Source organism: Variovorax sp. 01N425 (genome assembly GCF_056399465.1).
Genome location: NZ_JBFTRJ010000007.1, coordinates 1 through 25100, shown reverse-complemented (window position 1 = coordinate 25100; position 25100 = coordinate 1). Strand labels below are relative to the sequence as shown.

Annotated in this window: 19 protein-coding genes; 7 read left to right on the top strand and 12 right to left on the bottom strand. The window is 67.4% G+C overall.

Going from position 1 to position 25100, the window contains the following annotated elements; translation table 11 throughout:
* Both AC1DSC_RS13875 and AC1DSC_RS13870 read left to right on the top strand, forming a co-directional pair.
* Positions 1-1173: a c-type cytochrome gene (locus AC1DSC_RS13875; protein ID WP_369663292.1), complete on the top strand. Its 1173-nt coding sequence runs from the start codon at positions 1-3 to the stop codon at positions 1171-1173.
* A gap of 29 nt (positions 1174-1202) precedes the next feature.
* Entirely contained in the window at positions 1203-2168 is a 966-nt protein-coding gene (locus AC1DSC_RS13870) for an ABC transporter substrate-binding protein (RefSeq protein WP_369663291.1), read from the top strand.
* A 43-nt stretch (positions 2169-2211) separates the two neighbouring features.
* On the opposite strand, the gene AC1DSC_RS13865 is transcribed toward AC1DSC_RS13870, so the two are convergent.
* From AC1DSC_RS13865 to pdxR (AC1DSC_RS13835), 7 genes are all read right to left on the bottom strand, one after another.
* Positions 2212-2502, bottom strand: coding sequence for a hypothetical protein (locus tag AC1DSC_RS13865; RefSeq protein WP_062365968.1), 291 nt, complete (start codon positions 2500-2502; stop codon positions 2212-2214).
* A gap of 169 nt (positions 2503-2671) precedes the next feature.
* Positions 2672-3568 carry an MFS transporter gene (locus AC1DSC_RS13860; RefSeq protein WP_369664501.1) on the bottom strand — a complete coding sequence of 299 codons (897 nt, stop codon included), beginning with the start codon at positions 3566-3568 and terminating at the stop codon, positions 2672-2674.
* 274 nt (positions 3569-3842) lie between these two features.
* Positions 3843-4964, bottom strand: a complete 1122-nt coding sequence (locus AC1DSC_RS13855; RefSeq protein ID WP_018907421.1) for a M48 family metalloprotease — start codon at positions 4962-4964, stop codon at positions 3843-3845.
* Positions 4965-4972: 8 nt separating this feature from the next.
* Entirely contained in the window at positions 4973-7855 is a 2883-nt protein-coding gene (locus AC1DSC_RS13850) for a T6SS effector BTH_I2691 family protein (protein WP_369663290.1), read from the bottom strand.
* Between the two features lie 5 nt (positions 7856-7860).
* Positions 7861-9027 (bottom strand): DUF4123 domain-containing protein, encoded by a 1167-nt coding sequence (locus AC1DSC_RS13845; RefSeq protein ID WP_418145845.1) that lies wholly within the window; start codon positions 9025-9027, stop codon positions 7861-7863.
* Entirely contained in the window at positions 9027-11402 is a 2376-nt protein-coding gene (locus tag AC1DSC_RS13840) for a type VI secretion system Vgr family protein (protein ID WP_369663288.1), read from the bottom strand. The genes AC1DSC_RS13845 and AC1DSC_RS13840 overlap by 1 nt, the downstream gene beginning before the upstream one ends.
* Before the next feature lie 341 nt (positions 11403-11743).
* Positions 11744-13219 carry a MocR-like pyridoxine biosynthesis transcription factor PdxR gene (gene pdxR / locus AC1DSC_RS13835; protein ID WP_369663287.1) on the bottom strand — a complete coding sequence of 492 codons (1476 nt, stop codon included), beginning with the start codon at positions 13217-13219 and terminating at the stop codon, positions 11744-11746.
* 131 nt (positions 13220-13350) lie between these two features.
* Between pdxR (AC1DSC_RS13835) and AC1DSC_RS13830 the strand changes: the two genes are divergently transcribed.
* Positions 13351-14067 (top strand): GNAT family N-acetyltransferase, encoded by a 717-nt coding sequence (locus AC1DSC_RS13830; RefSeq protein WP_369663286.1) that lies wholly within the window; start codon positions 13351-13353, stop codon positions 14065-14067.
* 10 nt (positions 14068-14077) lie between these two features.
* On the opposite strand, the gene AC1DSC_RS13825 is transcribed toward AC1DSC_RS13830, so the two are convergent.
* Positions 14078-14929 (bottom strand): symmetrical bis(5'-nucleosyl)-tetraphosphatase, encoded by an 852-nt coding sequence (locus AC1DSC_RS13825; protein ID WP_436287893.1) that lies wholly within the window; start codon positions 14927-14929, stop codon positions 14078-14080.
* 23 nt (positions 14930-14952) lie between these two features.
* Here AC1DSC_RS13825 and AC1DSC_RS13820 point away from each other — a divergent pair, with 23 nt between their 5' ends.
* Together AC1DSC_RS13820 and AC1DSC_RS13815 are read left to right on the top strand one after the other, a co-directional pair.
* Positions 14953-16266 carry a hemolysin family protein gene (locus AC1DSC_RS13820; protein ID WP_015866631.1) on the top strand — a complete coding sequence of 438 codons (1314 nt, stop codon included), beginning with the start codon at positions 14953-14955 and terminating at the stop codon, positions 16264-16266.
* A 48-nt stretch (positions 16267-16314) separates the two neighbouring features.
* Positions 16315-16974: an FABP family protein gene (locus AC1DSC_RS13815; protein ID WP_018907427.1), complete on the top strand. Its 660-nt coding sequence runs from the start codon at positions 16315-16317 to the stop codon at positions 16972-16974.
* Positions 16975-17004: 30 nt separating this feature from the next.
* Here the strand turns inward: AC1DSC_RS13815 and AC1DSC_RS13810 are convergent, their stop codons facing one another.
* On the bottom strand, positions 17005-20178 hold the full coding sequence (locus AC1DSC_RS13810; protein WP_436287892.1) for an autotransporter outer membrane beta-barrel domain-containing protein: 3174 nt from the start codon (positions 20176-20178) through the stop codon (positions 17005-17007).
* A 255-nt stretch (positions 20179-20433) separates the two neighbouring features.
* On the opposite strand from AC1DSC_RS13810, the gene AC1DSC_RS13805 reads away from it, so the two are divergent.
* Positions 20434-20784, top strand: coding sequence for a hypothetical protein (locus tag AC1DSC_RS13805; RefSeq protein ID WP_015866628.1), 351 nt, complete (start codon positions 20434-20436; stop codon positions 20782-20784).
* Between the two features lie 17 nt (positions 20785-20801).
* On the opposite strand, the gene AC1DSC_RS13800 is transcribed toward AC1DSC_RS13805, so the two are convergent.
* The 3 genes from AC1DSC_RS13800 to AC1DSC_RS13790 form a co-directional block, all read right to left on the bottom strand.
* Positions 20802-21266 (bottom strand): GNAT family N-acetyltransferase, encoded by a 465-nt coding sequence (locus tag AC1DSC_RS13800; RefSeq protein ID WP_369663268.1) that lies wholly within the window; start codon positions 21264-21266, stop codon positions 20802-20804.
* Positions 21267-21358: 92 nt separating this feature from the next.
* On the bottom strand, positions 21359-22807 hold the full coding sequence (locus AC1DSC_RS13795; RefSeq protein ID WP_369663267.1) for an NAD(P)/FAD-dependent oxidoreductase: 1449 nt from the start codon (positions 22805-22807) through the stop codon (positions 21359-21361).
* 27 nt (positions 22808-22834) lie between these two features.
* Complete coding sequence (locus tag AC1DSC_RS13790) at positions 22835-23257, bottom strand: nuclear transport factor 2 family protein (RefSeq protein WP_018907431.1); 423 nt, start codon at positions 23255-23257, stop codon at positions 22835-22837.
* Between the two features lie 117 nt (positions 23258-23374).
* Between AC1DSC_RS13790 and pdxR (AC1DSC_RS13785) the strand changes: the two genes are divergently transcribed.
* The gene (gene pdxR, locus AC1DSC_RS13785; RefSeq protein ID WP_369663266.1) at positions 23375-24895 is read left to right on the top strand and encodes a MocR-like pyridoxine biosynthesis transcription factor PdxR; all 1521 of its coding nucleotides are present in this window, start codon (positions 23375-23377) and stop codon (positions 24893-24895) included.
* The last annotated feature ends 205 nt before the right edge of the window (positions 24896-25100 follow it).

Genomic DNA, 25100 nt, shown 5'->3' with positions numbered 1-25100 from the left:
ATGAGCAGCACGCCCGAGGCCGATTGGCTCAACCTGCTGATCGGCCTGCTGCAAGGCGCGCAGCTGCAACTGCTGCGCGTGCTCGATGCGCTCGGCCTCACGCAGCATGTGCACGGCCAGCCGGCGTGGCCATGGGCACGGCGGCTGTCGGGCGAGAACCTGCTGATCGACCTGGGGCAGGCGCGCAGCTTGGCGTGGACACTGGTGTTCGTCGCCGTGGCGGTGCTCGCGTTGCTGCTGGCCTTCTTGTGGCGGCGGCCGCGCTACTACCTGCTGGCGCTGGTGCCGATGCTGCTGATCGCCGCGCCCTGGCCCGAGTCGCACGTGGTGCTGGTGCCCGCGACGCCCGCGAGCTTCCACGCATCGCCGACCGGCTTCACGGCCGCTTCCATCGCGCAAGGCCGCGTGCTCTACCAGCAGAACTGCGTGGCCTGCCACGGCGCAGACGGCAAGGGCGAAGGCCCGCTCGCCGCCTCGCTGGCGGTGTGGCCGCCGGACCTGAGCGGCCCGCTGCTGTGGCGGCGCGCCGATGGCGACCTGCTCTGGCGCATTCTCCACGGCACGCGCGATGCGCAGCGGGGTGGCCAACCCACCATGCCCGGCTTCGCCGGAAAGCTCGGCGAGGCCGAGGCCTGGGCGCTGGTGGACTACATGAAGGCGCAGGGCGCGGGGCAGAGCCTGCGCGCGCTCGGCAACTGGCCGCAGCCCATCGGCCTGCCCGACATGGCGGTGCGCTGCGGTTCGCAGCCGCCGCGCCTGCTCGCGAGCTGGCGCGGGCAGCGCGTGCGCATCGTGGCGGGCGATGCAGCGCCCACCGAAGATCCGCGCCTCGTCACCGTGCTGCTGCGGCCGCCTTCGAGCGCGGTTGCAGCGGCCGACGATTGCGTGGCCGACTCCGCCGCCGCATGGGAGGCGCTGGCGCTCATCGCCGGCACCGATCAACTCGCCGGCACCCAGCTCATTGCCGATCGCGACGGCTGGCTGCGCGCACGCGGTGCGCCCGGCAAGGCAGGCTGGTCGGACGACGACCTGCTGTGCCGCAGCGAACGTGCTCCCGCTGCGACGGCGGCGGGGCAGGGCGCTGCTGCACTGCCTGCCGATGGCCTGGGCGCGCTGATCGCCCGCATGGACGCGCAGCCGGTGCGCGTCGTCAAGGGCGGCTTCATCCATTGATCGATTTTTTAACTGAACACGGAGAACCCATGAACCCACATCTCAACCGATCGCGCCGACAGCTCCTCGCAAGCGGCCTTGCCGCCGCCGTGGCCTTGCCTGTTTTCTCATTGCAGGCCCGCGCACAGGGCCGCCCCGTTCTCAAGGCCGGCGACCAGAAGGGCGGGCTGCGCGCGCTGCTCGAAGCGGCCGGCGGGCTCGAAGGCCTTGGCTATGACATCCAGTGGTCGGAATTCCCCGCCGCTGCGCCGCTGGCCGAAGCGCTGAACGCCGCGGCGGTCGATTCCGGACCCATCGGCGATGCGCCGCTCATCTTTGCGCTTGCGGCCGGCACGCGCGTCAAGGCCATCGGCGCGAACCGTTCGGATTCGTACGGCACGGCTGTGCTGGTGCGGCCCGATTCGCCGCTCAAGACCGCGGCCGATCTCAAGGGCAAGAGCATCGCGACCAACCGCGGCTCCATCGGGCACTACGTGACGCTCAAGGCCATCACCGCGGCCGGCCTCAAGCCCGAGGAGGCCAACATCCGCTTCCTTGCCCCGGCCGATGCCAAGCTCGCGCTCACGCAGGGCTCGGTCGATGCCTGGGCCACCTGGGAGCCCTACACCGCGCTGGCCGAGGTCAGCCGCCACGCGCGCGTGCTCGTGAGCGGACGCGGGCTGCTGCCCGGCCTCAGCTACCTCGCGGCCACCGATGCCGCCATTGCCGCCAAGCGGCCGGTGCTGCAGGACTTTCTGCAGCGCGTAGTAAAGGCCCAACTCTGGTCGTACCGCAACGTCGATGCCTACTCGGCTGCACTGGCCCGCATCATCGGCATTCCACCCGAGGCGGCCAAGCTGCAGTTCGAGCGCCGCCAGCAGAAGTGGATACCCATCGATGCGCAGGTCATCGCCGACCAGCAGGGCACGGCGGATTTCTATCGGCAGGTGGGGCTCATCAGGCAGCCGCTGGATGTGAAGGGGACTTTCGACACAGGGTTTGGTGTGGCGGGTTGAGTGGGAGCGCGGCTATCGACCGACGCCCGCTATCGGCTATGGCTCACGAGGCAGGTGATTCGGGGTCGCTGCAGCCAATGGTCGCGGCGTCGCGGCGTGCCTTTGCCTTCACGAGGGCCGCCTTGATCTTCACGCCGAGCCATATCGCCACTCCCAGCAAGAAGAGGATGGGTCCACCGAGCAGGAAACCCATCATCATTGGCTCCGGGAGCAGGTCATGCCCTCCGCCTCCACCAGAGATCGAAGCGGCAGCCCCTAGAAAGACGACAAAGCCGATTTTCGCCAGGATGGCGCCAATGACAGCGAGAACGATCCCGACGGTAGACAAACGCATGACGATTCCTCACATCTGGTTCCTGCATGGCCCACATTGGCCAGCGGATCCTCGGCAAAACAGTGTTGGTTGATCTCTCTCCACCAGGCCCTTTCGATCTGCGCCGAATGGATGTCCGGGTGCTGCTCGCATAGCCGGGGAAGGGCATCCATTGGCGTGTTTCCGGGCATCAAGGCTTGCAGTTCCATTGCATAGGTTCTTCGGGGCCGATGCCGCTTTCTCGACGCTTCTGGCCACAGTCGCTGTTCCATCCTTCGGGGAACGTTGGCCAGTAGCACAGCCGCTCGGCCAGGCTGTGCAGCGGCGCCCAGAGGAAATTCGCTGCGTAGTTCCCATAGGTTGCCCCCGAGGTTCCCTTGCCGACGATGTCGTCGCGCATGTGCGAGCCGTGCATGACGGTTTCCTCCAGGTGCTCGCTCGGTCCACTAAAGCCCTTGCGCAGCCACTCATGCTTCGAAGGAGGGGGCACGACATGCATGCCGTCCTCCATGAAGGTGCGGATGTACTGCCACAGTGATTCACCGCTGCCGGTGGGTCCAACCCAGAGTACGTCTTCTCCTTTGCGCTCGGGATCGTTGCCGTGCAGCGGGGGCCAGTACAACAGCAGGTTGCTGTCCAGCCCGGCCGAGCGCAGACGCTCTTCGCGCGCAGCCTCGCTCGTTGCCAGTTGCTCGGCCGTCCACGCCTTGGGTGGTGCCCATCGAACATGCGCTTGCACGCGATCCCAGTCGAGCACCACATTGCCGCCGTACTTCTTTGGGCGCAGTGTGTAGACCTTGCGGGTTGTTCGGTTGAAGCGGTAGCGCGCGCGTAAGCCGGTGAAGAAAGCCGGGGCGAGAAAATGAGGCCACAAGAAAAAATACTCCAAGGCAAAAACGCCTATGACCATGAGGCACAGAACCCAATCCAGCACTCCATGTCGCAGGAAATGGGTGGCGACGCCGAATATCGGTACTGACAGAATCAGCGCACCCAGAAGCAGCAGCATGAAACCAAGGGAACGCTTTTCTTCTTCCGCATTGCTCAACTCAATGAAGTGCTCGTTGAAGTCGAACAACGTGCGCATTTCGTAAAGTTGAGGCTTTGCGGGATTTTGCTGCTTGAGCTTTTCCTTTCTCGTAGGTTTGGGCCCACCCTCTCGACGAGACGTCTCCCCTTCATGGATTCCGTACAACCGCGTGTGCTGGTTGATGTCTGCGTAATACGCCAACGCCCTTGAGGCACCCAGGCTGCGACGCTCATTCTGATAACCGCTCTCCGAGAGGAACACAATCAACTCGCTTTGAGTTCGCCATTGCGTCCACCAAGCAACCTTCCGTGGATTGGCGTGGCTCTAGGCATCAAGGTTTGCAGGTCCATCGCATGGGCTCCTCGGGGCCGATGCCGTTCTCGCGACGCTTCTGGCCACAGTCGCTGTTCCATTCTTCGGGGAACGTGGGCCAGTAGCACAGCCGCTCGGCCAGGCTGTGCAGCGGCGCCCAGAGGAAGTTCGTCGCGTAGTTGGTGAAGGTCGCACCCGAGGTGCCTTTGCCGATGATGTCATCACGCATGTGCGAGCCATGCATGACGGTTTCTTCCAAGTGCTCGCCAGGGCCGCTGAAGCCTTTGCGCAGCCACTCGTGCTCGGAGGGCCTCGGCACAGCGTCCATTCCATCTTCCATGAAGGTCCGGATGTACTGCCACAACGATTCGCCGCTGCCGGTGGGCCCGACCCAGAGTAGGTCTTCTCCCTTGCGCTCGGGATCGTTGGCATCCAGCGGGGCCCAATAGAGCAGCAAATTACTGTCCCGCCCCGTTGAGCGCAAACGTGCTTCGCGTGCCGTTGCATCCGATGCCAATTGCTCGGCCGTCCAGGATTTGGGCGGTGCCCACCTTACATGCGCTTGCACACGGTCCCAGTCGAGCACTACGTTGCCGCCGTACTTCCTCGGACGCAGCACATAGACCTTCCGGGTCGTCCGGTTGAAGCGGTAACGCGCGCGTAGGCTGGTGAAAAAGGCCGGCGCGAGCACGTGCGGGTAGATCAGGAAATAGATCAGAAGAAAGGCCAGAAAGCCAATGGCCAGCAAGATGCCCATGGCGATGTACCAATCCTGCGGATACGGCTTCTGATCGGTCAACAGAAGGCCAATGAAGTAGGCCGGCATCAGGGCGATCAAGCCGAACAGCACGAAAAGCATGAATCCGAGTGAGCGCTTCTCCTCTCCCGCATTACTCAATTCAACGAAATGTTCGTTGAAGTCCAACAAGGTCCGCATGCCAGACAGCCGGGGCTGGGCGATTTCCTGTTGCTTGAGCCTTTCCTTTCTCGAAGGCTTGGGCTCTTGCTCCTGGCGAGGGCGCGCGCCTTCGTCGATACTGTACAGCCGCGTATGCTGGTTGATGTCGGCGTAGTACGCCACCGCCCTGGAAGCACCCTCGCTGCGACGCTCGTTGTTGTAGCTATTCTCCGAGATAAACATGCTTCAACTCACTCCATATCCGCAATCGCATTTGCCAGCTGACTGAGCATGAGCCGCTCGCTGGTGTGCGGGGTTTTCTTGCTGTCCAACTTTCGGAATGGTTCGGCCTGGAGCCAGTCGATCCATTCCTTTTCCTTGAGCTTTTCAATCGCATAGCTGGCAACCAGTGTGAGGGCGCCCGCAAGAAGGTTGATTCGCGTGCAAATACGGACGATCTTGACCACATCGTGGAAATAAGCGCCTGTGAGCGCCGTGCCGATAGTGACACCACCTGCGAAAGCGCGTCCGACATAGGCCGCCATCAAGAGGCGATTCTCCTCGCGATGCGCGGTTACGCCATCGATCACATCCCAGATCACCCCCACCACGGCTGCGGATGCCACCCAATGGGCCGCGCCAATTTTCAGCATGCGCAATTCGTGGTCAAGCGCCTTCATCAGGTTCTCGCGTGCCTTCAGTGGCATATCGGCCTTGATCGCTTCGTAGACGTTCTTTTCGTAGTAATCGGAGCGCCAGCTACTCCAGGTTCCCATCGCACTGACGATTGCCCCAGCCCCCTGGCTGCCCGCCCTCGGATCATCGCTGCGTTCGCTCGCTCGCCCCAGAGTTGGAATCAGGCCGAAGATTTCGAGACCACCGATCACCGAGGGAATGCGCATGTTCTGCACCGCTTTCTCCGTGCCCAGGGTCAGCGCCCGATCCACACGCGCCTGTAGCTTCTCGGCCTTGTGGTCGTAGCGCCGATTCCATGTTCGACCACCTGGCTGGGGGTTGTGCTTGTTGCTGTACGCGACGCGTTTTCCATCGGCCTCCAACTTCTCGTTCAGCAGACGTTTCTCCTGGCGTACGAACTCGATGGCGTTGTCACCCAGGCCGTGTGACAGCAACACAATCTGCGCTTTTGCCAAGTTCAACTCCAACGCCGAGGCCCCCAGATTCCGGGCTGCCTGCACCACTGCGATACCCCATACCGAGTGAACATTCTTCATCGCCGTTTCGGCGATCTTCTGCAGCGACTGAACTCTTGCCAGCGTGCTCGATCCGCGGTCGCCGAGCTTCTTGGCCTCCTTGATCAGCGTCTGGCTGCCCTCAAGCGTCTTCGGGATCTTCTCCAGCGCTGCCGCCATCGCGGCCCAGGCGCGCTGCTGCCGCGCGCTCTCTTCGGCCGTTTCAGCATCCGTCACCTCAGTGGCCGGCGGCAGCGTGTCCTTCAGTGTGTCCAGCACGCGCGTCAACTCCTGCGAGATCGCCTCGTTGTTCAGCGTCGCCATGCGCCACACGAGGTTCTTCGGGTCGTCCTTGAACAACTGGAGATCGGCATACCACTTGCGCCCGCGTGGGCTGCTGTCCATGGTTTCCAGAATGGCGCACAACTGGCCCGCGCAGCGCGCACCATCGCGGGTTTCGATGCCGCTCGGCTTGCGGTCGTATCGCCCGAGTGTCTTGACCAGGAGGGCATCGCATTGGAGCCAGGCGATCAGGTCTTCGCTGATCTTGTCCATGCACTTGTCGCGTTTCTCGATCTGCGCCATGTGATCGGCGTCGAACTTGTTGAGCCGGGCTTCATCGACATGCGCAAGCGTCGTCTCGAGGGCGGCCTTGGACTCCGCATCGCTGATGAGCCGCCGGTCCGATTCACGCGCGGCAATTTCTCCCTCCAGCGCTTCCCGGCGCTGCGCCCGCATCGCCTCGACGGACATCTCGGCATAGGTCCCGTCTTTTTGCCGAACCATCGTCGTGCTCACGGGGTAGGCGCGCCGCTGGCCCAGGACGTCGTGCACGCTCTTCAGGCGGTCCGTTTCGGCGTCGTACAAGCCCATGGCCTTCTTGTAGAGGGCTCCGCGCACGGTCTTGATGCTCTCGCTGGCGGCGTGCTTCCATGCATTCGTCACGGTCGCGTTGCCGGGGTCCGAGGCATCGACCTCCTTGAGCCACTGCACATACGGCATGGCCGCGGTGAGATGGTGCAGGCTGAGTTCCTGGGCAATGCCGATGGGGTCGTCGCATGCAACGACGGCACCATTGTGCTGCGTCAGGAACTCGGCCATCTTCCGCAGCCGGGGGCCATGCGCGTCCTTGTAGAGCGGGCCGGTGATGCGTGCGATGTAGGGGCCAATCGCCATGCCGGTGACAGGGCTCGTGTCGGTGACGGCCACGCTGCCGTCGGCGCGGCGCGTCTCGTTGCGCACCTTTTCGAAATGCCGGCCGGTGCGCGCCTCCTCGTAGGTGCCCCACTCGCGCTCAGCGCCGTGTACGCCCATGAGGCCGTAGTGCTGTTCGCTGCCCACGGTCTGTACGGCGGTGTCCTTCAGTGCCGAAAATTCCATCACCTGGCTGTTGAGCTGTCCGGGTTGGCAGGTGTCTTTCTGGCTCGTGTTGCCGCCCAGCCATCCTGCGACATCGAACTTCTGCATGTAGGTGTCGCGCTGGGGCTCGATGTGCTCGAACAGGTGCTTGGGCACGATGGGGTCCGGGTGGAACATGTAGTGCAGCTCGGTGACGTTCTTGGCGTCCGCCACCCACACCATGGAGGCATTGGCGCCGCGCACTTCCATTTCACAGGCGGGGTTCGACTTGGCGGCCTCCGGAAACCCGACGTCGAACTGCGCCAGGTAGCCGTGGGGGTGCACGATGTAGGCAAGCCACTCGGGGTGGGCCTTGCACACGTTCTGAATCCGCACATACAGATAGCCTGGCCGCAGCATGCGCACGCCGTAGAGGGCCGTGCGCATGGCCACGCCGCCGGGCTGGGCCTGGAAATTCCCCGTGGGCTGCAACTGCTTGAGCGCAGCGAGCCCCTGCTCCTGCGCGCTGAAGGCGGCGGCATAGCGGGTGAACAGGATCGGCAGGCCCTTGCGATCGCAGTTTCGGCAGGGGGTGGCGCAAGGCATGGGCTTCAGTCTCTCCGCGGAGTGTTTGGTTTGGTCGAGATCGAGAGGGCTTGCTCGGCTTCATGCAGCGCGCTGGCAAAGCCAGGTGAAGCAACGTGGCTGTTGCCCGGCTGGCCCATGCGATCGCGCGTCGGATGCATCAGGGCGAGCGTCTGCCGCAACACGGCCGCGTCCCGGGGTGTCGACCAGTCGCGCACGATGAGTCGGTCATCGTAGTGATGCGCCCGCCATGACGCGTCCACGAATTCGGACAGATCCGATTCCTGGCTCAATCCCAATTCAACCCCTTGGCGAAGGAGCCGGGTCATCGTCTCTCCATCGGGTTGGCGTTGAACGGGGATTCGTCGCGAAGCCATGCTCAGCCACAGCCGTGTACCCGTCGTTGCGCCGTGTGCCGCATGCCATTGATCGAGGCGCAGAAGATGGCGCATGGTTTCGTGCCGTGGTTCTGGAGCCGCAGCCTGGGACAAGACCGGCCGGGTGGCAATGAACCATTCGGGCGCATCTTCGCCACTGCCGGCAGGTGCTTCTCCACCCGTGGCGAATGCTTCAGCGTATGGCCAAGGCTGCCAGGGTTGGCTCAACGCCCACCATTCCGTCACCGGCCCGAGCCACTGCAAACGCTGCGCGTCGTCGAGCAGTGGCCACACGCGCTGCATGACGCGTGCATCCTGGTAGCGGAACAGTTTGTCTTTCCCATCAGCGGGCGAGGTCTGAAAGCCGAGGCGGGTCCAGTGGGCTGCAATGCTCGCAGGCGTTGCCGGACTGAAGACGACGGCGCAAAACATCTGGTCTACCAGGCGGCGCTCGCTCTGCAGCCGTGCCGCGGCCAGCGCGAGCGCCATCGTGTGCAGGACAGCCTGGGTGCTGGCACCGGGCGCATCGACCGCCCAGTCTTCGGGCAGCGGCACGAGGGTGGGCGCTGCTTCGGGGCGTCCGCGGTAGATCTCGTCGGGCACGTCGACACGTTCGTCGGCCAGCAGCGGATGGTGCTCCTGCAGGTGCTCGGCGAGCGGGTTGTCTCGCCAGCGTTCGAGCACCAGGAAGGCCGACAACGGTCGGGCGACGGAGGTATGCGCAGGCGACGCCTGCGTCCGCGCCCTGGCAAAGCCCTTTTGCAGACTGCGCAGCAGAAGCGAGGCATCCGGGTGCACGGGCAGCGCGCTGTTCATTAACGGGAGGCCGATGCGCCGCCCGCGGCGCCGCTGTCCTGCAGGTCGCACTTGGCCTCGTAGCCCTTGGAGGTCGGCAGGCTCTTCGGTCCCACCATCGAATGCGAAGCCGCATGCGCGCGCCACTGCCCATTGGTGCCGCTCTCGATGCCATTCGCATTCCACCGGGTGTAGCTGGAGCCGCCGTTGATCAGCACCTCGTCCCTGGCCGTGATGGTGATGCGGTTGGCCTCCAGCTTGATGTTGAGCTTGGCCAGCGCGTTGATGCTGGCTTTCATGGCCGTGATGTCGATGTCGTCCTTCGCGGCGGTCACGCGGATGCCGGCGTTGGCCGCGGACAGGCGCACTGCATTTTTGGCGCTGACCAGGAAGCTGTTGCCGGTGGCCACGCTGGTGTGCGCGCCGCTGGTGATGGCGGTGTGCTCGCCGCTCACGATGTGGGTCGAGCCCTGCGCGGTCGTCTGGATGCCCACGGGGCTGGCCAGCGTGAGGTGCGGCTCCTGGAATTCGGGGAAGAGGCCATGCGCCTTGTCTCCGCCGCTGCCCTTGATGGCGTCGTTCTGCGCCTTCAGCGCCTTGGTCACTTCGTCCTGGTCGCCGGGCTCGTGGGCCTTGGCCGCCTGCGCGGCCTGGCTCAGGCTTTCGTGCAGATCGCGCCCCTCTGTGAGCCGGGCGACCGTCTCGGGCATGTCGGTGATGTGGGCCTGGGCGTTGGGGCGCGCCTCGGTGCTCAGCAGCAGGCCCTGGCCGGCCCGCAGGGCGCCGTGGCCATCGGTGCGCAGTTCGGCGCCCTGGCCCCGGTCGTCCCGGCGGCCGGAGACATCGTCGATGCGTCCGACGTGGCCCAGGCTCAGGCTGGTGCTCTGGTGGTCGCTCTTGAGCTGGGCCTGCACCTTGCCGCTCGAATCATCGAGAGCCAGGTGGTTGCTTTTGCCACCACCGAGCTCGCGGCTGCGCAGGCCTGACAGGTGCTTCTGATGCGGCAGTTCCCACGCGGGCATTTCGTCGGCGTTGTGCACCCGGCCGGTGACGATCGGGTGGTCGGGGTCGCCGTTGAGGAAGTCGACAATGACTTCCTGGCCGATGCGCGGCAGTGCGGCCGCGCCGAAGGTGGCGCCGGCCCAGGCGGTGGACACACGCACCCAGCAGCTCGAGTTCTCGTTGCGCTCGCCAATGCGATCCCAGAAGAACTGCACTTTGATGCGGCCATATTGGTCTGCCCAGATTTCTTCGCCGGCCGGGCCGACCACCAATGCGGTCTGCGGACCCTCGGTCCACGGCTTGGCTGTGGTGCGCGGAGGACGCCAGGCGTAGCTGGTGGGCTGGGCCTCGAAGGCGAAGCGCTGCACGGAGCCTTCGGAAGCATCCGCGCCTTCGCTGGCCTGCAGGTTCTCCTGCAGTTCGTACGCCACGCTGAGCAGCAAGTGTTCCCTGTTCTGGTCCTCGCGCGGATGGTGGGTGAGGGTGAAGGTGCAGCCCGGGGCCAGATCGCGCCGGTTGGCGCGGCCTGTGACCCGGCTGCGTTCACTCAGCTGTTCCTCGGTGCGGATGCGCGCGTAGGTCTCGCCATCGTCATGCTGGGTGAAGCCGCCCGGCCATTCGTAGCCTTCGAAGTCGTCGTGGTCGTGCCCGGGCGGCATCTGCCGCAGGCTCGTGAGGTCGGCCCTTGGCTTCTCGAAGTCGTAGTCGTCGTTGAGGTAATGGCCAGGGCGCACTTCATCCGACGACGCCCATTCGTAGATGCGCTCGCTGGCCTCCATACCGCCGGTCATGCCAGCCTTCTCGTGCGGGTGGTAGCGCACGGTCTCCCCGTCGGGCAGCGGGGCGTGCGAACTGGCGATGTCATCGGCGAAGACCAGCACGTGCTGCTCGGCTTCGTGGCGGAAGTAGTAATAGATGCCTTCGTGCTCGCATAGGCGGGACACGAAGGAAAAGTCGTCCTCGTGGTACTGCACGCAGTAGGTCCACGGGCGGTAGCTGCGGCTGAGCTTCTGCTCCATCGGATGGCCGTAGCGGCCCAGCACGGCCGCGACGATCTCGGGCACGGTCTGGTCCTGGAAGATGCGGAAGTCGCTTCGGCGCGTGGCGAGCCACAGCCACGGGCGCAGCCGCATCCTGTAGAAGGCTTGGCGGTCGTCTTCGTGCGACAGGCCGAAGCGGGTGACGAGGCCAGCCAGGTGGCGCGGGGCGCCGCTCTCGGTCTCCATCACGACGGTGGCGGGCTTGCCCAGGATGGACTTGGGGTCCAGCGCATTGCTGCTACCCAGCAATTCCAGGTCGAAGGCGTAGGCCTGGCTGAGCGCCTCGCGCCCCGCCAGCCGATGGAATTGCAGTGCCTCGCCCAGCGGCGTCTGGATGGTGACGCGGCGCTTCATGGATGGCGCCTCCACGCGATCGGCAAGATCGCCGGGGACGCGACGGATGATGTCGCAATGGCGTGTTTCACGCGGACTCCCTGCAGTCGCTTTTGTTGATTACTTTTTGCTTAAGAGAGCGACGTGGCCGCTCTGGATGCGTCGTTGTCGTACGCTGCGACAAGACGTTTCAAGCGATCGCGATTATGCGATTTCAATGCGCGGCGAGGCGCAAGTTCTCTTTCGATTTGGGGGATTTTGTTGCAGTTGCAGCAGCGATTTGAATTGCCGGAAAAACGCACTCATACGACGTATGTAGTCAATGAATTCGCGATCCGGTTTTTATTCAAACAAAAGAACTCTTAATTGCGTTCCGCCGCACGCGCCAGCTGCGACAGTCTTTTGACCAGCGGCTCGAAGAGCTCCGCCGATGTGTTGCCATAGCCCAGCACCAATCCGTTGTCCGAAGGCCGCGGCCGCATCGCAAAGCTCGACAGCGCGGTGGGCGCGAGCCGGTGGCGCAGCGCATCGGCCGCAATGCGTCGGTCGTCGAAGCTCGGCGGCAGCCGCACCGTGAGGTGCAGTCCGCAGTGGCCGCCGTCGATCTCGTGCGGCACCTTGAAGTGCCGTGCGAGCGCCAGCCGCAGCGCCTGTTGCCGCTCGCGGTAGAGGCGCCGCATGCGGCCCAGGTGCCGGCTGAACTGGCCGCTCTCGATGAAGTCGGCCATCGCCAGCTGCTCGTGGCGGTGCCCGCCGCGCAGCATTTCCTCGAGCGGCTTCTGCACCGCGGCCATGAGCGGCGCAGGCAGCACCACGAAGCCCAGGCGCAGCGATGGAAACATCGTCTTGCTGAAGGTGCCCACATAGAGCACCGGCGCATCGTCCACCAGCCCCTGCATCGCGCCGATGGGTTCGCCGGTGTGGCGGAACTCGCTGTCGTAGTCGTCCTCGATGATCCAGGCGCCGTGGCGGCGCGCCTGTGCGATCAGCGCCAGGCGGCGCGCGATGCTCAGCACCGCACCGGCCGGGTACTGGTGCGAAGGCGTGGCGTAGACCAGCCGGGGCGGGTGCCTGTGCCAGTCGCGTTCGCTCGTGCACAGGCCTTCGGCATCGACGCGCATCGGCACGATGCGCATGTCGCCGGCATGCATGGCCGCCTTCGCGCCGCGGTAGCCGGGGTCTTCGACCCAGCCGGTGTCGCCGGGGTTCGACAGCAGCCGCACGCACAGCGCAATAGCTTCCTGCGCGCCCTCGGCGATCACGACCTGGTGCGGCTCGCAGCGCACGCCGCGCGCAATGGCCAGGTGCCGCGCGATGGCTGCGCGCAGCGGCGGTTCGCCGAGCGGATCGCCATAGCCGAGCGTGGCGGGGCTGGCGCCGCGGATCGCGCGGTCGATGGCGCGCCGCCATGCGGCCGCGGGAAAGTGCGAGAGCGCGGGCATGCCAGGCCGCAGGGCGGCGTCCATCTCGGCGCGCGGCGCGCCGGGCTGGATGCGTGCGAGCCGCCGTGCCGTGGCCGGTGCAGCGCCGGATCTGGCGGCACGCATGACCTTTGCGGGCGCCAGCTCGGTCACGCGCGTGCCTTGCCGGTCGGGCTGCACATAGCCTTCGGCCGCCAGATGCTCGAAGGCGGCGGTGACGGTGTTGCGGGAAATCGAGAGCGCTTCGGCCAGCGCGCGCGAACCGGGCAGCCGGCTGCCCGGCGCCAGGCCGCCATCGAGAATGGCGCGCTTCAGGCGCTCGTGCAGCTGGCGCTGCATCGGGCCGGCCTCGCGCTCTCTGGCGAGCGGGGATTCGAGCCATGCGGTGGCGGTGGCATTGCGGGGTGGCGGGCTCATGAGCGAAGAGGGCACGTGGCACCATGAAATGAATGGATGGTGGCACTTCCTGTGGCGCCACGCAAAAGGTACTTTAGCGGTTCCCTCGGCCGTGCCGCTTCATCCATCTCCTCCGCTGAAAGCTTTTCTCCATGCCAGATCGCCACAACGCATACGGCCAGCCGGTCGGCCCGCTGCTGCCCGGTTGGACCGCGCGCCCGCTGCCGCCGCGCCGCGCCATCGAAGGCCGGTACTGCGTGCTCGAACCGCTCGACGCCGCAAGGCATGCCGACGACCTCCATGCCGCCTACGCGCAGGCACCCGACGGCCGCGACTGGACCTACCTGGGCGTCGAACGGCCCGCGGATCTCGCGGGCACCCGTGCCCACATCGAGCGCGCTGCGCAAAGCGCCGATCCGATGCACTTCGCGGTCGTCGACCCGCAGAGCGGCCGCGCCATAGGTACGCTCGCGCTGATGCGCATCGACCCCGCGAACGGCGCGATCGAGGTCGGCAGCGTCAACTTCTCGCCGCTGCTCAAGCACACGCCGATGTCGACCGAAGCCCAGTACCTGCTGATGAAGCTCGCGTTCGACGAACTCGGCTACCGGCGCTACGAATGGAAGTGCGACAACTTCAACGAGCCGTCCAAGCGCGCAGCCGCGCGCCTGGGATTCCAGTTCGAAGGTGTCTTTCGGCAGGCGGTGGTCTACAAGGGCCGCAGCCGCGACACCGCGTGGTTCTCGATCACCGACGGCGAGTGGCCCATGCTGCGCACGGCCTTCGAGCGCTGGCTCGCGCCCGCGAACTTCGATGCCGAGGGCCGGCAGCGCATGGCGCTCGACCGCTTCAGGCTGCCGCGCGGCTGAGTGAGGCCGCTCAGTCCGGCTTGCCGGGCTTTTGCGACTGCTCGCACTTCACCTGGATCAGCTCGCGCTCGTCCAGGGTAGCGCCGATGCGCACCGCGCTCAGGCACCCGCCCCAGACGCAGCCGGTGTCGGTGGAGAGCAGGTCGGGCCGCGAGAGCCAGCCCAGCGTGGACCAGTGGCCGAAGGCGATGGTGGCATTGGCGGTCTTGCGGCCGGGCACGTCGAACCAGGGCACGAAGCCTTCGGGGCCGGGCAGCATGCCGTCCTTGCTCTCGAATTCCATCACGCCCTCGGCGGTGCAAAAGCGCAGCCGCGTGAGCGCGTTCACGATGGCGCGCAGCCGTGCGCTGCCTGTGAGCGCGTCGCTCCACTGCGCGGGCTCGTTGCCGTACATGCCAAGCAGGAATTCGCCCAGCGCCGGGCCACGCAGCACCGATTCGACCTCCGACGCCAGTGCGAGCGTGTCGCCGACCGTCCACTGCGGCAGCACGCCGGCATGCACCATGAGCAGGTCGCCGCCATCGATCTGCATGTGCAGCGCCATGTGCTGCTGGCGCACCCATTCGAGCATGGCTTCGCTGTCGGGCGCTTCGAGCAGGCCGGCCAGCGTGTCCTTGCGGCTGGACTTGCGCGCGCCGTGCGCCACGCCCAGCAGGTGCAGGTCGTGGTTGCCCAGCAGACTCAGCGCCGAGGCGCCGTAGCCCTGCACGCGCCGCAGCACGGCGGCCGAATCGGGACCCCGGTTGACCAGGTCGCCCAGCAGCACGATGGTGTCGCGGCTGGGTGAAAAACCGATCTTGTCGAGCAGTTTCTGGAGGGCGGCGTCGCAGCCCTGGATATCGCCGATCAAGTAAAGTGCCATGTCCTCATTTTCACCCCCCGTTCATGGATGTTCTCCTGCTGGCCTTGCTGACCACGCTGAATGCGTTGTTTGCGATGTCCGAAATGGCCCTTTCAACCAGCCGGCGCGCGCGTCTGGCAGCACTGGCCGAGACGGGCGATACCGGGGCGGAGGCCGCGCTCCGGCTGATGGAGGAGCCGACCCACTTCCTGTCGACCGTGCAGATCGGCATCACTTCCATCGGCATGCTCAGCGGTATCGTGGGCGAGGCCGCCTTCGCGGCGCCGCTCGCGGTCTGGATGGAGAACCTGGGGATGGGCCGCGGCACGGCCAGCGTGGTGTCCACTGCGGTGGTGGTGACCGGCATCACCTTCTTCACCATCATCTTCGGCGAGCTGGTGCCCAAGCGGATCGGCCAGCTCTACCCGGAACCCGTGGCGCGCTGGGTGTCGCGCCCGATGCGCAGTCTTGCCAAGGGCGCCAAGCCGTTCGTGTGGCTGCTCGCGAGCGCCACGGCCGCCGTGCTGAAGCTGCTGCGCATCGACGCCAATGCCGCGCGCTCCATGACCGAGGAAGAAATCTCGGCCAGCCTGGAAGAGGGCGTGGACGCCGGCGTGATCGAGCAGCACGAGCACCAGATGGTGCGCAACGTGTTCCACCTGGACGACCGCCGGCTGTCGTCGCTGATGATCCCGCGCGCCGACATCGAATGGCTCGACGCCTCCGACACGGTGGCCGAGGCGCTGCAGAAGGTGGCCGACGCCGGCGCGCTCAACCTGGTGCATTCCTGGTACCCGGTGTGCCGCAACTCGCTCGACGACGTGGTCGGCGTGATCAGCGTGGCGCACCTGCTGCGCCTTGGCACCGGCCATGTCGGCGTGCTGGGCCAGGAAGCGGCGCCGGCCGTGTTCGTGCCCGAGACGCTCACCGGCATGGAGCTGCTCGAGCAATTCCGCGAACGCGGCGGCCGGCTGGTGTTCGTGGTCGACGAATACGGCGTGGTGCAGGGCCTCATGACGCCGCGCGACATGCTCGAGGCCATCACCGGCGAACTGCAGCCCGGCACGCTGACCGACGCCTGGGCGCGCGAGCGGCCCGACGGCGTATGGGAGCTCGACGGGCTGATGCCGGTGTCGGAGCTGCGCGCGAGGCTCGGTATCCGCGAGCTGCCGGAAGAAGAGCGCGGGCGCTACAACACCGTGGCCGGCCTGCTGATGGCCGTTTCCGGCCACCTGCCCAAGACCGGCGAAGTCATCGACTGCGCGGGCTGGCATTTCGAGATTGCCGCGCTCGAGGGGCGCCGCATCGACCGGGTGCTGGCCACGGCCGACAAGTCGGCATCGACGATGGACGACTAGGGCCCGAGCCCGTTCACCCCACCAGAAATCAGAAGAAGTCCGCACACCATGAACCCCACCGAAGACATCTACACCGAGCCCAACGCCGACCCCGACACGCTCGCCAACCTCGGGCCGCTGCGCGCCATGGCCGGCATCTGGGAGGGCAGCCGCGGCGTGGACGTCAAGCCCAAGCGCGAAGGCCCCAAGACGCAGGTCTATGTCGAGCGCTACGAGCTGCAGCCCATCGATCCGCAGACCAACGGCCCCCAGTTGCTGTACGGCCTGCGCTACCACACCTACATCCACAAGCCCGGCCTCACCAAGATGTACCACGACCAGGTGGGCTACTGGCTCTGGGAGCCGGCCACCGGCACGGTGCTGCACACGCTGGCCATTCCGCGCGGACAGGTGGCCATGGCCAGCGGCCATGCCAAGGCGGACGACACGCGCTTCACGCTCAGCGCCGAGCGCGGCAGCCTGGTGAACGGCATCGTGTCCAACCCCTTCATCGAGCACGCGTTCACCACGCTGGCGTGGAACATCACGGTGACCATCAACGCCGACGGCACCTGGTCCTACGACCAGGACACGGTGATGCAGATCCAGGGCCAGGCCGAGCCCTTCCACCACACCGACCGCAACACGCTGACGCGCGTCGAGGGGCCGGGGCGCAATCCGCTCGCGATGCCCGACGCGCCGGCCGCCGTGGCGGTGCGGCCAAAGTAGCGGCGCAGGCGCCCGCCGGGCGCCTCGCATTCACCAGCGGATCTTCAGGCCCACGCTGGCATTCACGCCGCTCTTCATGCGCGCGTCGCCGCCCGAGGCCCAGAACTTGCCGACCTCGCCATACAGGCTCATGCTCTGCGTGAGCTGCAGCGTGGCGCCGGCCGCCAGTTCGGTGCTCGTGCCGCCGGTGCGGGTGGCAATGTCGGTATAGGCCGCGGGGCCGATGAAGCGCGTGACGTCCGTGCCGCTGCTGCTGCGGTAGAGGTTCAGCCGCGCATAGGGCTGCAGCGGGCCGGCGCTGGTGGTCATCTCGCCCTTGACCCGCACGCCGGCGCGCACCAGCCAGCCGCTGTGGCTGTGCTGCTGCACCACCGCGCCGATGATGCCGGCGTCGTCCAGGCTCACGTGCTGGTGCACCAGCTGCAATTGCGGCTCGACGATCCACTCCGGCGAGATGTGGAAGCCCTGGCCCACCTCGATGGAGGCCAGCAGGCTGTGGCCCTTGCCCGAGCCGGCCGAACCCAGCGTGGTGGCCGCGGTGTAGCGGTGGCGCCCGGCCTGCAGCACGCCGTCCACGTACAGGCCGCTGTCGTTCTTCCAGGTGGCGTAGGCGCCCAGGTACTGGCTGCGCAGGTCGCTCGAGCCGACCCCATAGCCCTGCACGCCGCGGGCAAAGCCGTTCACGCGCATGTCGCCCTCGAGCTGGCCGACATAGATGCCGACGCGCCAGTTGGGATCGGCCCACAGGTCGTTGCCGGCCTGGAAGCCTGTGAGGCGCCCCTTGCTGGTGGGGCTCACGGTGCCGGCCTGGCCGATGGTGCGGTCCATGCTGATGATGCGGGCCCAGCCCTGGCGGTAGCCCTGCTCGGGCGTGGCCGTGGCAAGGCCGGCCGTGCCGTCGTCGCCCACGCGCTGGTGGAGGTTGCCCACCATGGCCAGGTTGGACTGGCGGAACTGCTCGGGCAGCGCCGCATACAGCGGGACTTCGGCACGGTAGGTGGGCACCGTCACGCCCCCAGGCGGGAAGCCGCCGTCGCTGCTTCGCGGGGTGCCGCCGTCGCCCGGCGCAGGCGCAGGCGCAGGGGGTGCTGGTGGTGCCGGCGGTGCAGGCGGTGCCGGTGGCGCGGGCGGCGCCGGTGGTGCAGGTGGCGGAGGCGGCGGAGGCGGTGGGGGAGGAGGCGGCGGCACGACGATGACGCCGGAGCGCAGGTACCAGTTCTCGCCCGCGCCGGTCGCGTCGGCGGCGTGCAGCCGGTACTCGTAGGCGCCGGCGTCGACGTGGCCGCCTGCCAGGCGGAAGGCATCGCGGGTGGTCTGCGCCGTGGTGGTGGCGCCGTTCATCGCGGTCACCACTTCGATGCCGTTGCCGATGGTCAGCGCGCCCAGTCCGCCCAGGTTGGTGATCTGTATGTTGGTGGTGCCGCTGGCAATGGCGGTGGTGCCGCAGAGGATCAGCCGGTCGCTCAGGCTGGCGCTGTTGCCCAGCGCCGTGCCCAGGCGCAGCGTGCCGTCGTTGCCCACCCAGGGGCCGTGCACCGTGAGGGTGGCACCGGGCGTGCCGCTCAGCAGCGAGACGATGCCGCTGTTGGCCATCGATGCGATCGTCTGGCTATGGCCCGCCAGGTCGAGCGTGGCGCCCGCGTTGACGGTGAAGGCGCTCGCGCTGCTGAGCGTGTCGGCCGCGCCGGCGCGCAGGGTGCCGGCCGCGACGTTGGTGGCGCCGGTGTTCGTGTTGGTGCCGCTCAGGGTGAGCGTGCCCGCGCCGACCTTCACCAGGTCGCCGGCGCCCGAGATCGGGCCCGACCAGCCCAGGCCGTGGCCGTTGGTGTCGATGGTGCCCGTGCCGCCCAGCAGCAGTGCGTTGTCCAGGCTCAGGCCGTCGGCGCCGGCGATCACGCTGGCGCTGGCACCGCTTCCGATGGCAATGGCGCCCAGCATCGACGAGCCGGTGTTCACGGTCAGGCTGTTGCTGCCGCCGGTGAACGCCACGGCCGGTGCGCGCGTGGCGCCGTCGCCGCCAAGGCCGCCTGAAATGCTGCCGCTGTTGCTGATGTTCAGGTTGGCGCCCGCGATGCCGGCGCCGCCGGCGCCAGGCGCGCCGCTTGCGCCGCCGTTGCTGTTGGCCCCGCCGATGCCGCCCGCGCCGCCGGCGATGGTGCCGCTGTTGGCAATCGCCGCGCCGCTGCCGGTGGAGAGAAGGCCCACGCCGCCGTCGCCGCCGCCGCCGGGCGCACCGGTGCCGCCCGCGCCGCCGCCGCCCGCACCGCCAGCGCCGCCGGCGCCGCCGGTGATCTGGCCGGTGTTGGTCACGTCGAGGGTGCTGCCGGCCAGCGTGGCACCGGCGCCGCCCGCGCCGCCGCCGCCGCCCGCGGCATTGCTTCGGGCCGGCAGCAGTTCGGACCCGCCCGCGCCGCCGGCACCGCCCGCGAGCGTGCCGCTGTTGCCGAAGCCGAGGCCCGGCGTTGCCGCGCTGATGAAGAATCCTCCGCCGCCACTGCCGCCGCCGCCGCCCTGCGAATAGGCATTGCCACCGTTGCCGCCGGCGCCGCCCACGGAAGAGCCGAAGGCGTTGTAATTGCTGAGCGGGCCGATCAGCACGGAGCCGTAACCGCCGGCACCGCCGCCGCCGGCCGCCCAGTAGCCGTTGCCGCCCGCGCCTCCGCTGCCGCCGGTGTAGCTGCCAGAGGACGCGAAGGTGCTGGAGCCCAGCAAAAGGCCGTAGTAGCCGCCGCCACCGCCGCCGCCGTATCCATTGCCGTTGCTGAAATCGCCGGTCTGCGATTGGCCCGCGCCGCCGCTGGCTCCCTGCAGCACGCCGGGGGAGACGACGGTGCTGGAGCTGCCCGCCGCACCGCCCGCGCCCGCGGTGGCGCCGCTGAAACTCCCGACATCGGCGGCGGAGCCCGCCGTGACCGCGGCGTCGGTCGACGATCCGCCGTCGCCGCCATGCGCTGCAACGGAGGTGTCATTGAGTCCGCCCGCGCCGCCGCTGCCGTTGCTGCCGCCGGTGCCGGCGTGCAGCGCGCTGTCCACCGGCTGGCCGCCTGCGCCGCCCTGGGCCAGGGTCGGGCCGGCACCCAGGCACAGCACCGCCATGGCAACGGCATGCAGGCCGGTCGTGCGCACATGGCCGCGTGCGATTTCCGGCGCGGCCACCCATGCGCCGAGCGCCGGATTCCAGAGGGTTCGGAAGGTCTTGTTCATGGATTTACCTTTTTCACGGCTTGTTTCCCCTAAGTGATCTGCCAACTGGCGACGCCTGCGGTCCATGGCGGACCCAGGCGTTTTCCCGTGAAATCACTGTAGGAATTGCGGCGCCCGCGCACATGAGCGGTGCGTCCCTTCTGCGGGGAGACAAGCGTCCCGACCGCGCGCGCCCCAACCATGACAAAGCGCCTGCCGGCCGGGCTGCCTCTTGTCCTACAGGAAAGATGCGGCCCAGCCGCGAGGATCGAGGGCATGAGCAAATCGATCTTTGCGTGGGCGAGTGCGGCCGCGTGCTGCTGCGCCATCGCCACCGCCGCAATGGCGGAGCCGGTGAAACTGCCCCTGGACAGCGACGACAAGGGCACCGTCTACGTGGCGCCCAACATCAATTCCACCGAAACCTCGGCCTACACCAAGGGCGCGACCGTTGGCGTGCAGCGGCCCGACGGCAGCGGCAGCTATATCGGCACCGATACCTCCACGCCGCGGCCCACCTATTCGCTGGGCGCGAGCACGGGCGGCAATGTGTCGCTCACGGGCGGCGTGCTGACGGATGGCAAGGCCAACAACGGCGTGAAGGCCGGTGTGACCATCAAGTACTGAGCTTTACCGGGCGATGTTCAGACGAAGCTGCCGTACACGATGAAGCCGTCGTGCGTGGCCACCTTGTCGTAGAGCGCGCGCCCGGCGATGTTGGTGGTGTGCGTCTGCCAGTAGACGCGGTGCGCGCCCACGCGCTTCACATGCGCGTACACGCCTTCGATCAGCTGCCGCCCCACGCCGCGGCCGCGCTCCGAGGGCAGCGTGAACAGGTCCTGCAGGTAGCAGTTCGGCTCGATGCGCGTGGTGCTGCGGTGAAACAGATAGTGGGTGAGGCCCACCAGCTGGCCGTCGCGCTCGGCCACCAGCGCGTGCACCGGCTCGTAGGCATCGAAGAAGCGCTGCCACGTCACCTGCGTGATCTCGTCGGGCAGGGCCGTGGGGCCCTCGCGCTTGTAGAAGGCGTTGTAGCCGTCCCACAGTGGCTTCCATGCCGCGTAGTCGTCGGGCGCCGGAGGGCGGATCAGGAGCGAAGAGGTCGTCATGCGTCGGTAGCTTGCACGTTGAAAACATGCAATTCCAACACGGCGCGGCTCAGCGCGCGAAGAAAAGGCCCGAGGCCCTGCTCGCCGTGCCGCTACTTCTCGTCGCGCAGCCAGTACCACTTGTAGAGCATGCGCTGGCCGATGCGGCGAAACGGCGCGAAGGCGGGCGATTCCACCAGCCCCAGCACATTGGGAAAGGGCAGCGCGGACTTGTAGATCGGAAGCTCGAACACCTCCTTGCCCGTGTCCTTGCCGGCCACGCGCTCGGCCAGCCGCTTGCCGGCCCAGGTCGAGAAGGACACGCCGTTGCCGCCGTAGCCCACCGCATACCAGATCTTCCGGTCCGCCTCGGGCTGCGTGATGCGCGGCATCATGTCGTGGCTCATGTCGACCCAGCCCCACCACGAGTAGTCGATGCGGATGCCCGCGAGCGGCGGGAACTTGCGCGCGATGGCATCGGTGAGCAGCTTCAGGTGCACCGGGTGCTCGGCGTCGGCGCCGCTCACCGAACTGCGGCTGCCGATCTGCAGCCGGTTGCCCTTGAGCAGCCGGTAGTAGAAGCGCAGCGTGCGCGTGTCGGTCAGGAAGGTCAGCGACCTGAAGTTGGTGGCCTGCAGCTCGGCCTCGGTGAGCGGGCGCGTGACCACCGAGTTGGAGAGGATCGGCATGATGCGGTTCTTCAGGAGCGGGCTCAGCGCCTGCCCGGTGTAGCCGCCGGTGCACACCGCCACGCGGCGCGCGCGCACCACGCCGCCGGGCGTCTGCAGGTGGTGCACGCCGTCGATGGTCTGCCAGCCCTGCACGGGGCTCGAGGTGTGCACCTTCACGCCCAGCGCGCGGGCCTTGCGCATCAGGCCGAAGGTGAACTTCAGCGGGTGGATGCCCACGCCTTCGGGCTCGAACATGGCGCCGGCCGCCTCGCGCTCGTCGCAGTAGTCGCGCCGCACTTCTTCGGCCGTCAGCATGCGCGTGGCGTAGCCGAACTGCTCGCGCATCACGCGGGCCTCAGCGTCGAGCACCGCGAGCTTTTCGGGCCGGTGCGCCAGGTAGAGATGGCCGCCATCGAAGGCGTCGCAGTCGATCTGCGTGGTCAGGTGCTTGAAATTCTCGAAGCCGCCGCGGATCTCGGCGTCGAGCCGCCGGGCGGTGTCCAGGCCCCAGCGCTGGATCCACTGCGAGCGCTTGAGCCGGCCGCTCGCGTTCTGCCCCTGGCCGCCGCTGCGGCTGGAGCAGCCCCACGACGCCTGGTTGGCCTCGAGCACCGTCGCCTGGATGCCGTGCTCCTGCGCCAGGTAGAGCGCGGTCGACATGCCGGTGGCACCCGAGCCGATGATGGCCACGTCGACATCGATGTCGCGCACGAGCGGCCCGTCGTCCTCGGGCGGCGTGCCGGCGCTGGCCACCCACCAGGTGGGCGCATAGGCGCGGCCGGCGCCGGGATCGGGCGCGACCAGCGGGTCGTAGCGCGGGTCGTAGGGCCGGCTCGGGGGTTGCGGCTGCGGTTGCGGGGCGGAGAAGGAGGCAGTGCCGGACAGGGTCATGATGCGGGAGCTCCCGGAACGGCGGGCCTAGCGGGCCGCCGGCAGGTTGGGGCGGGCCTTGCGGAACACGTTCTTCAGGTGGATCTTTCCGCCCCTGAAGGTGAAGACGTCGATGCCATCGGCCTCGATGCGGCTGCCGTCGGAAGCGGTGCCCGTAAAGGTCCACTGCGAGGTGCCGAAATCGCCGTGCACGAAATGCCGGCCATTGATCCACTGCGCATCGGGCACCGCCTGCCATGCCGCCGCGAAGGCCTTTCGCACCGCCTCGGTGCCCACGTGGCGGGTGCCGCAGGCGTCGGGGCCGGCGGCGGTCTGGAAGATGCAGTCCTCGGTCATGAAGCCCATCAGCGCGTCGATGTCGTGGCGGTTCCATGCATCGCTGAACGCGGCCAGGGTTTCGGTGCTGACGGAAGAAGTAGAAGAAGAGGAAGAAGAAGGCTGTGCGGTCACGCGGGGCTCCGGGATTGAATGGCGCAAGCGTAGGCAGCCGGCCGCCCGCGCGATAGGGCCAGATGCGGGGATTCGACCGAGCCAGAACGCCGCGCTTGCCCTAAACTGCGGCGCACCATGGCCAACCCCAGAGCCACTCAATGGGCGCAGCTCTTCGCGCTGCCCGACCAGCCCGCCTTGCCGCTGCAGGCCCGTCTGCGCGCCGCCGTGGTGCAGGCCATCCTCGAGGACCACCTGAGCCCCGGTGCCTCGATGCCCTCGTCGCGCGAGCTTGCCGCTCTGCTCGGGCTGAGCCGCAACACCGTCACTTCGGCCTACCTGCAATTGATCGACGAAGGCTTCCTGGAAGCGCGTCCGCGCAGCGGCGTGTTCGTGGCGCACAACGCGCGGCCGCTGTCCGCTGCGCATGCCGAGCCGCTGGTGGGCCGCAGCGGCCAGGCCAGCCAGCCGCCCGACTGGTCGGGGCGCGTGCTGCGCTCGCTGGAGGGCAAGCCCACGCTCGCCAAGCCCGACCGCTGGCGCGACTATCCGTTCCCGTTTGTCTACGGCAACTACGACCCGCAGCTGTTTCCCACCGAAGACTTCCGCGAGTGCTGCGCGCGCAGCCTGGCGCGCTCGCAGCTGCCGCACTGGACGCCCGACTTCGAGACCGACGACGTGCCCGACCTGATCGAGCAGATCCGCACGCGCTTGCTGCCCAAGCGCGGCGTGTTCGCGCTGAAGGAAGAAATCCTGGTGACGCTCGGCGCGCAGCATGCGTACTACCTCTTGGCCGATGCGCTGTTCGACGAGCACACCCGCGTCGGCCTGGAAGAGCCCGGCCATCCGCATGCGCGCAACAGCTTCTCGATGCGCAACCCCAAGTGGGTCGAGGTGGCGGTGGACGAGGAGGGCCTGGTGGTCGATGCGCTGCCCGCGGCCGACTATCTCTTCGTGACCCCTTCGCACCAGAGCCCGACCACCGCCACGCTGAGCCTGGAGCGCAGGCAGTGGCTGCTGCGCAAGGCCGAGCTGCAGGACTTCGTGATCATCGAGGACGACTACGAGGCCGAGAACCTGTACGAAGGCACGCCGATGCCGGCACTCAAGAGCCTGGACAAGACCGGGCGCGTGATCTACGTGGGCTCGGTGTCCAAGAGCCTTTCGCCCGCGCTGCGGCTCGGCTTCATCGTGGCGCCGCGCGCGCTGATCAAGGAACTGCGCGGCATACGGCATGCGATGGTCCGGCATCCGAGCGCCTTTTTGCAGCATGCGTACGCGCTGTTCCTGTCGCTCGGGCACCACGAGTCGCATGCGCGGCGCGTGAACCATGCAATGCAGGAGCGGCTCGCGCTTGCGGCCAAGGCGCTGCGCGAGCACCTGCCCGAGTTCGAGTTCACGCTGCCGCAGGGCGGGGCGTCGATCTGGGTGCGGGCGCCGGCGTGGGTTGACGCGGGCGAGCTGTCGCTGATGGCGCGCAGCCATGGGGTGCTGATCGAGGCGGGGGATGTGTTCTTTGCGAAGCCGCCTTATCCGTGTCCGTTTTTTCGGTTGAGGTTGTCGTCTATTGCTGCCTCGCAGATTCCTTTGGGGATTCGGGCTTTGGGGATGGCTGTTGGGGAGTTGGCGTTGGCTCGGGGGGAGGTGAGGGCGCATTGAGTTTTCTTGTTTTCCGGGGCCGGGTCTCGCCCCGGCGGGCGAGCTACTTTCTTTTGCTTCGCCAAAAGAAAGTAGCCAAAGAAAAGGCGACCCCACTGTCTGCGACCCTCCGCTTCGCTGCGGGCAACCTGCGGTGCTCGCGTTTCGCGGGGTCTCGCCCAAACTCGCTTCGCTCAAACAAGGGCGAGCCCTGATCCGCGAAACG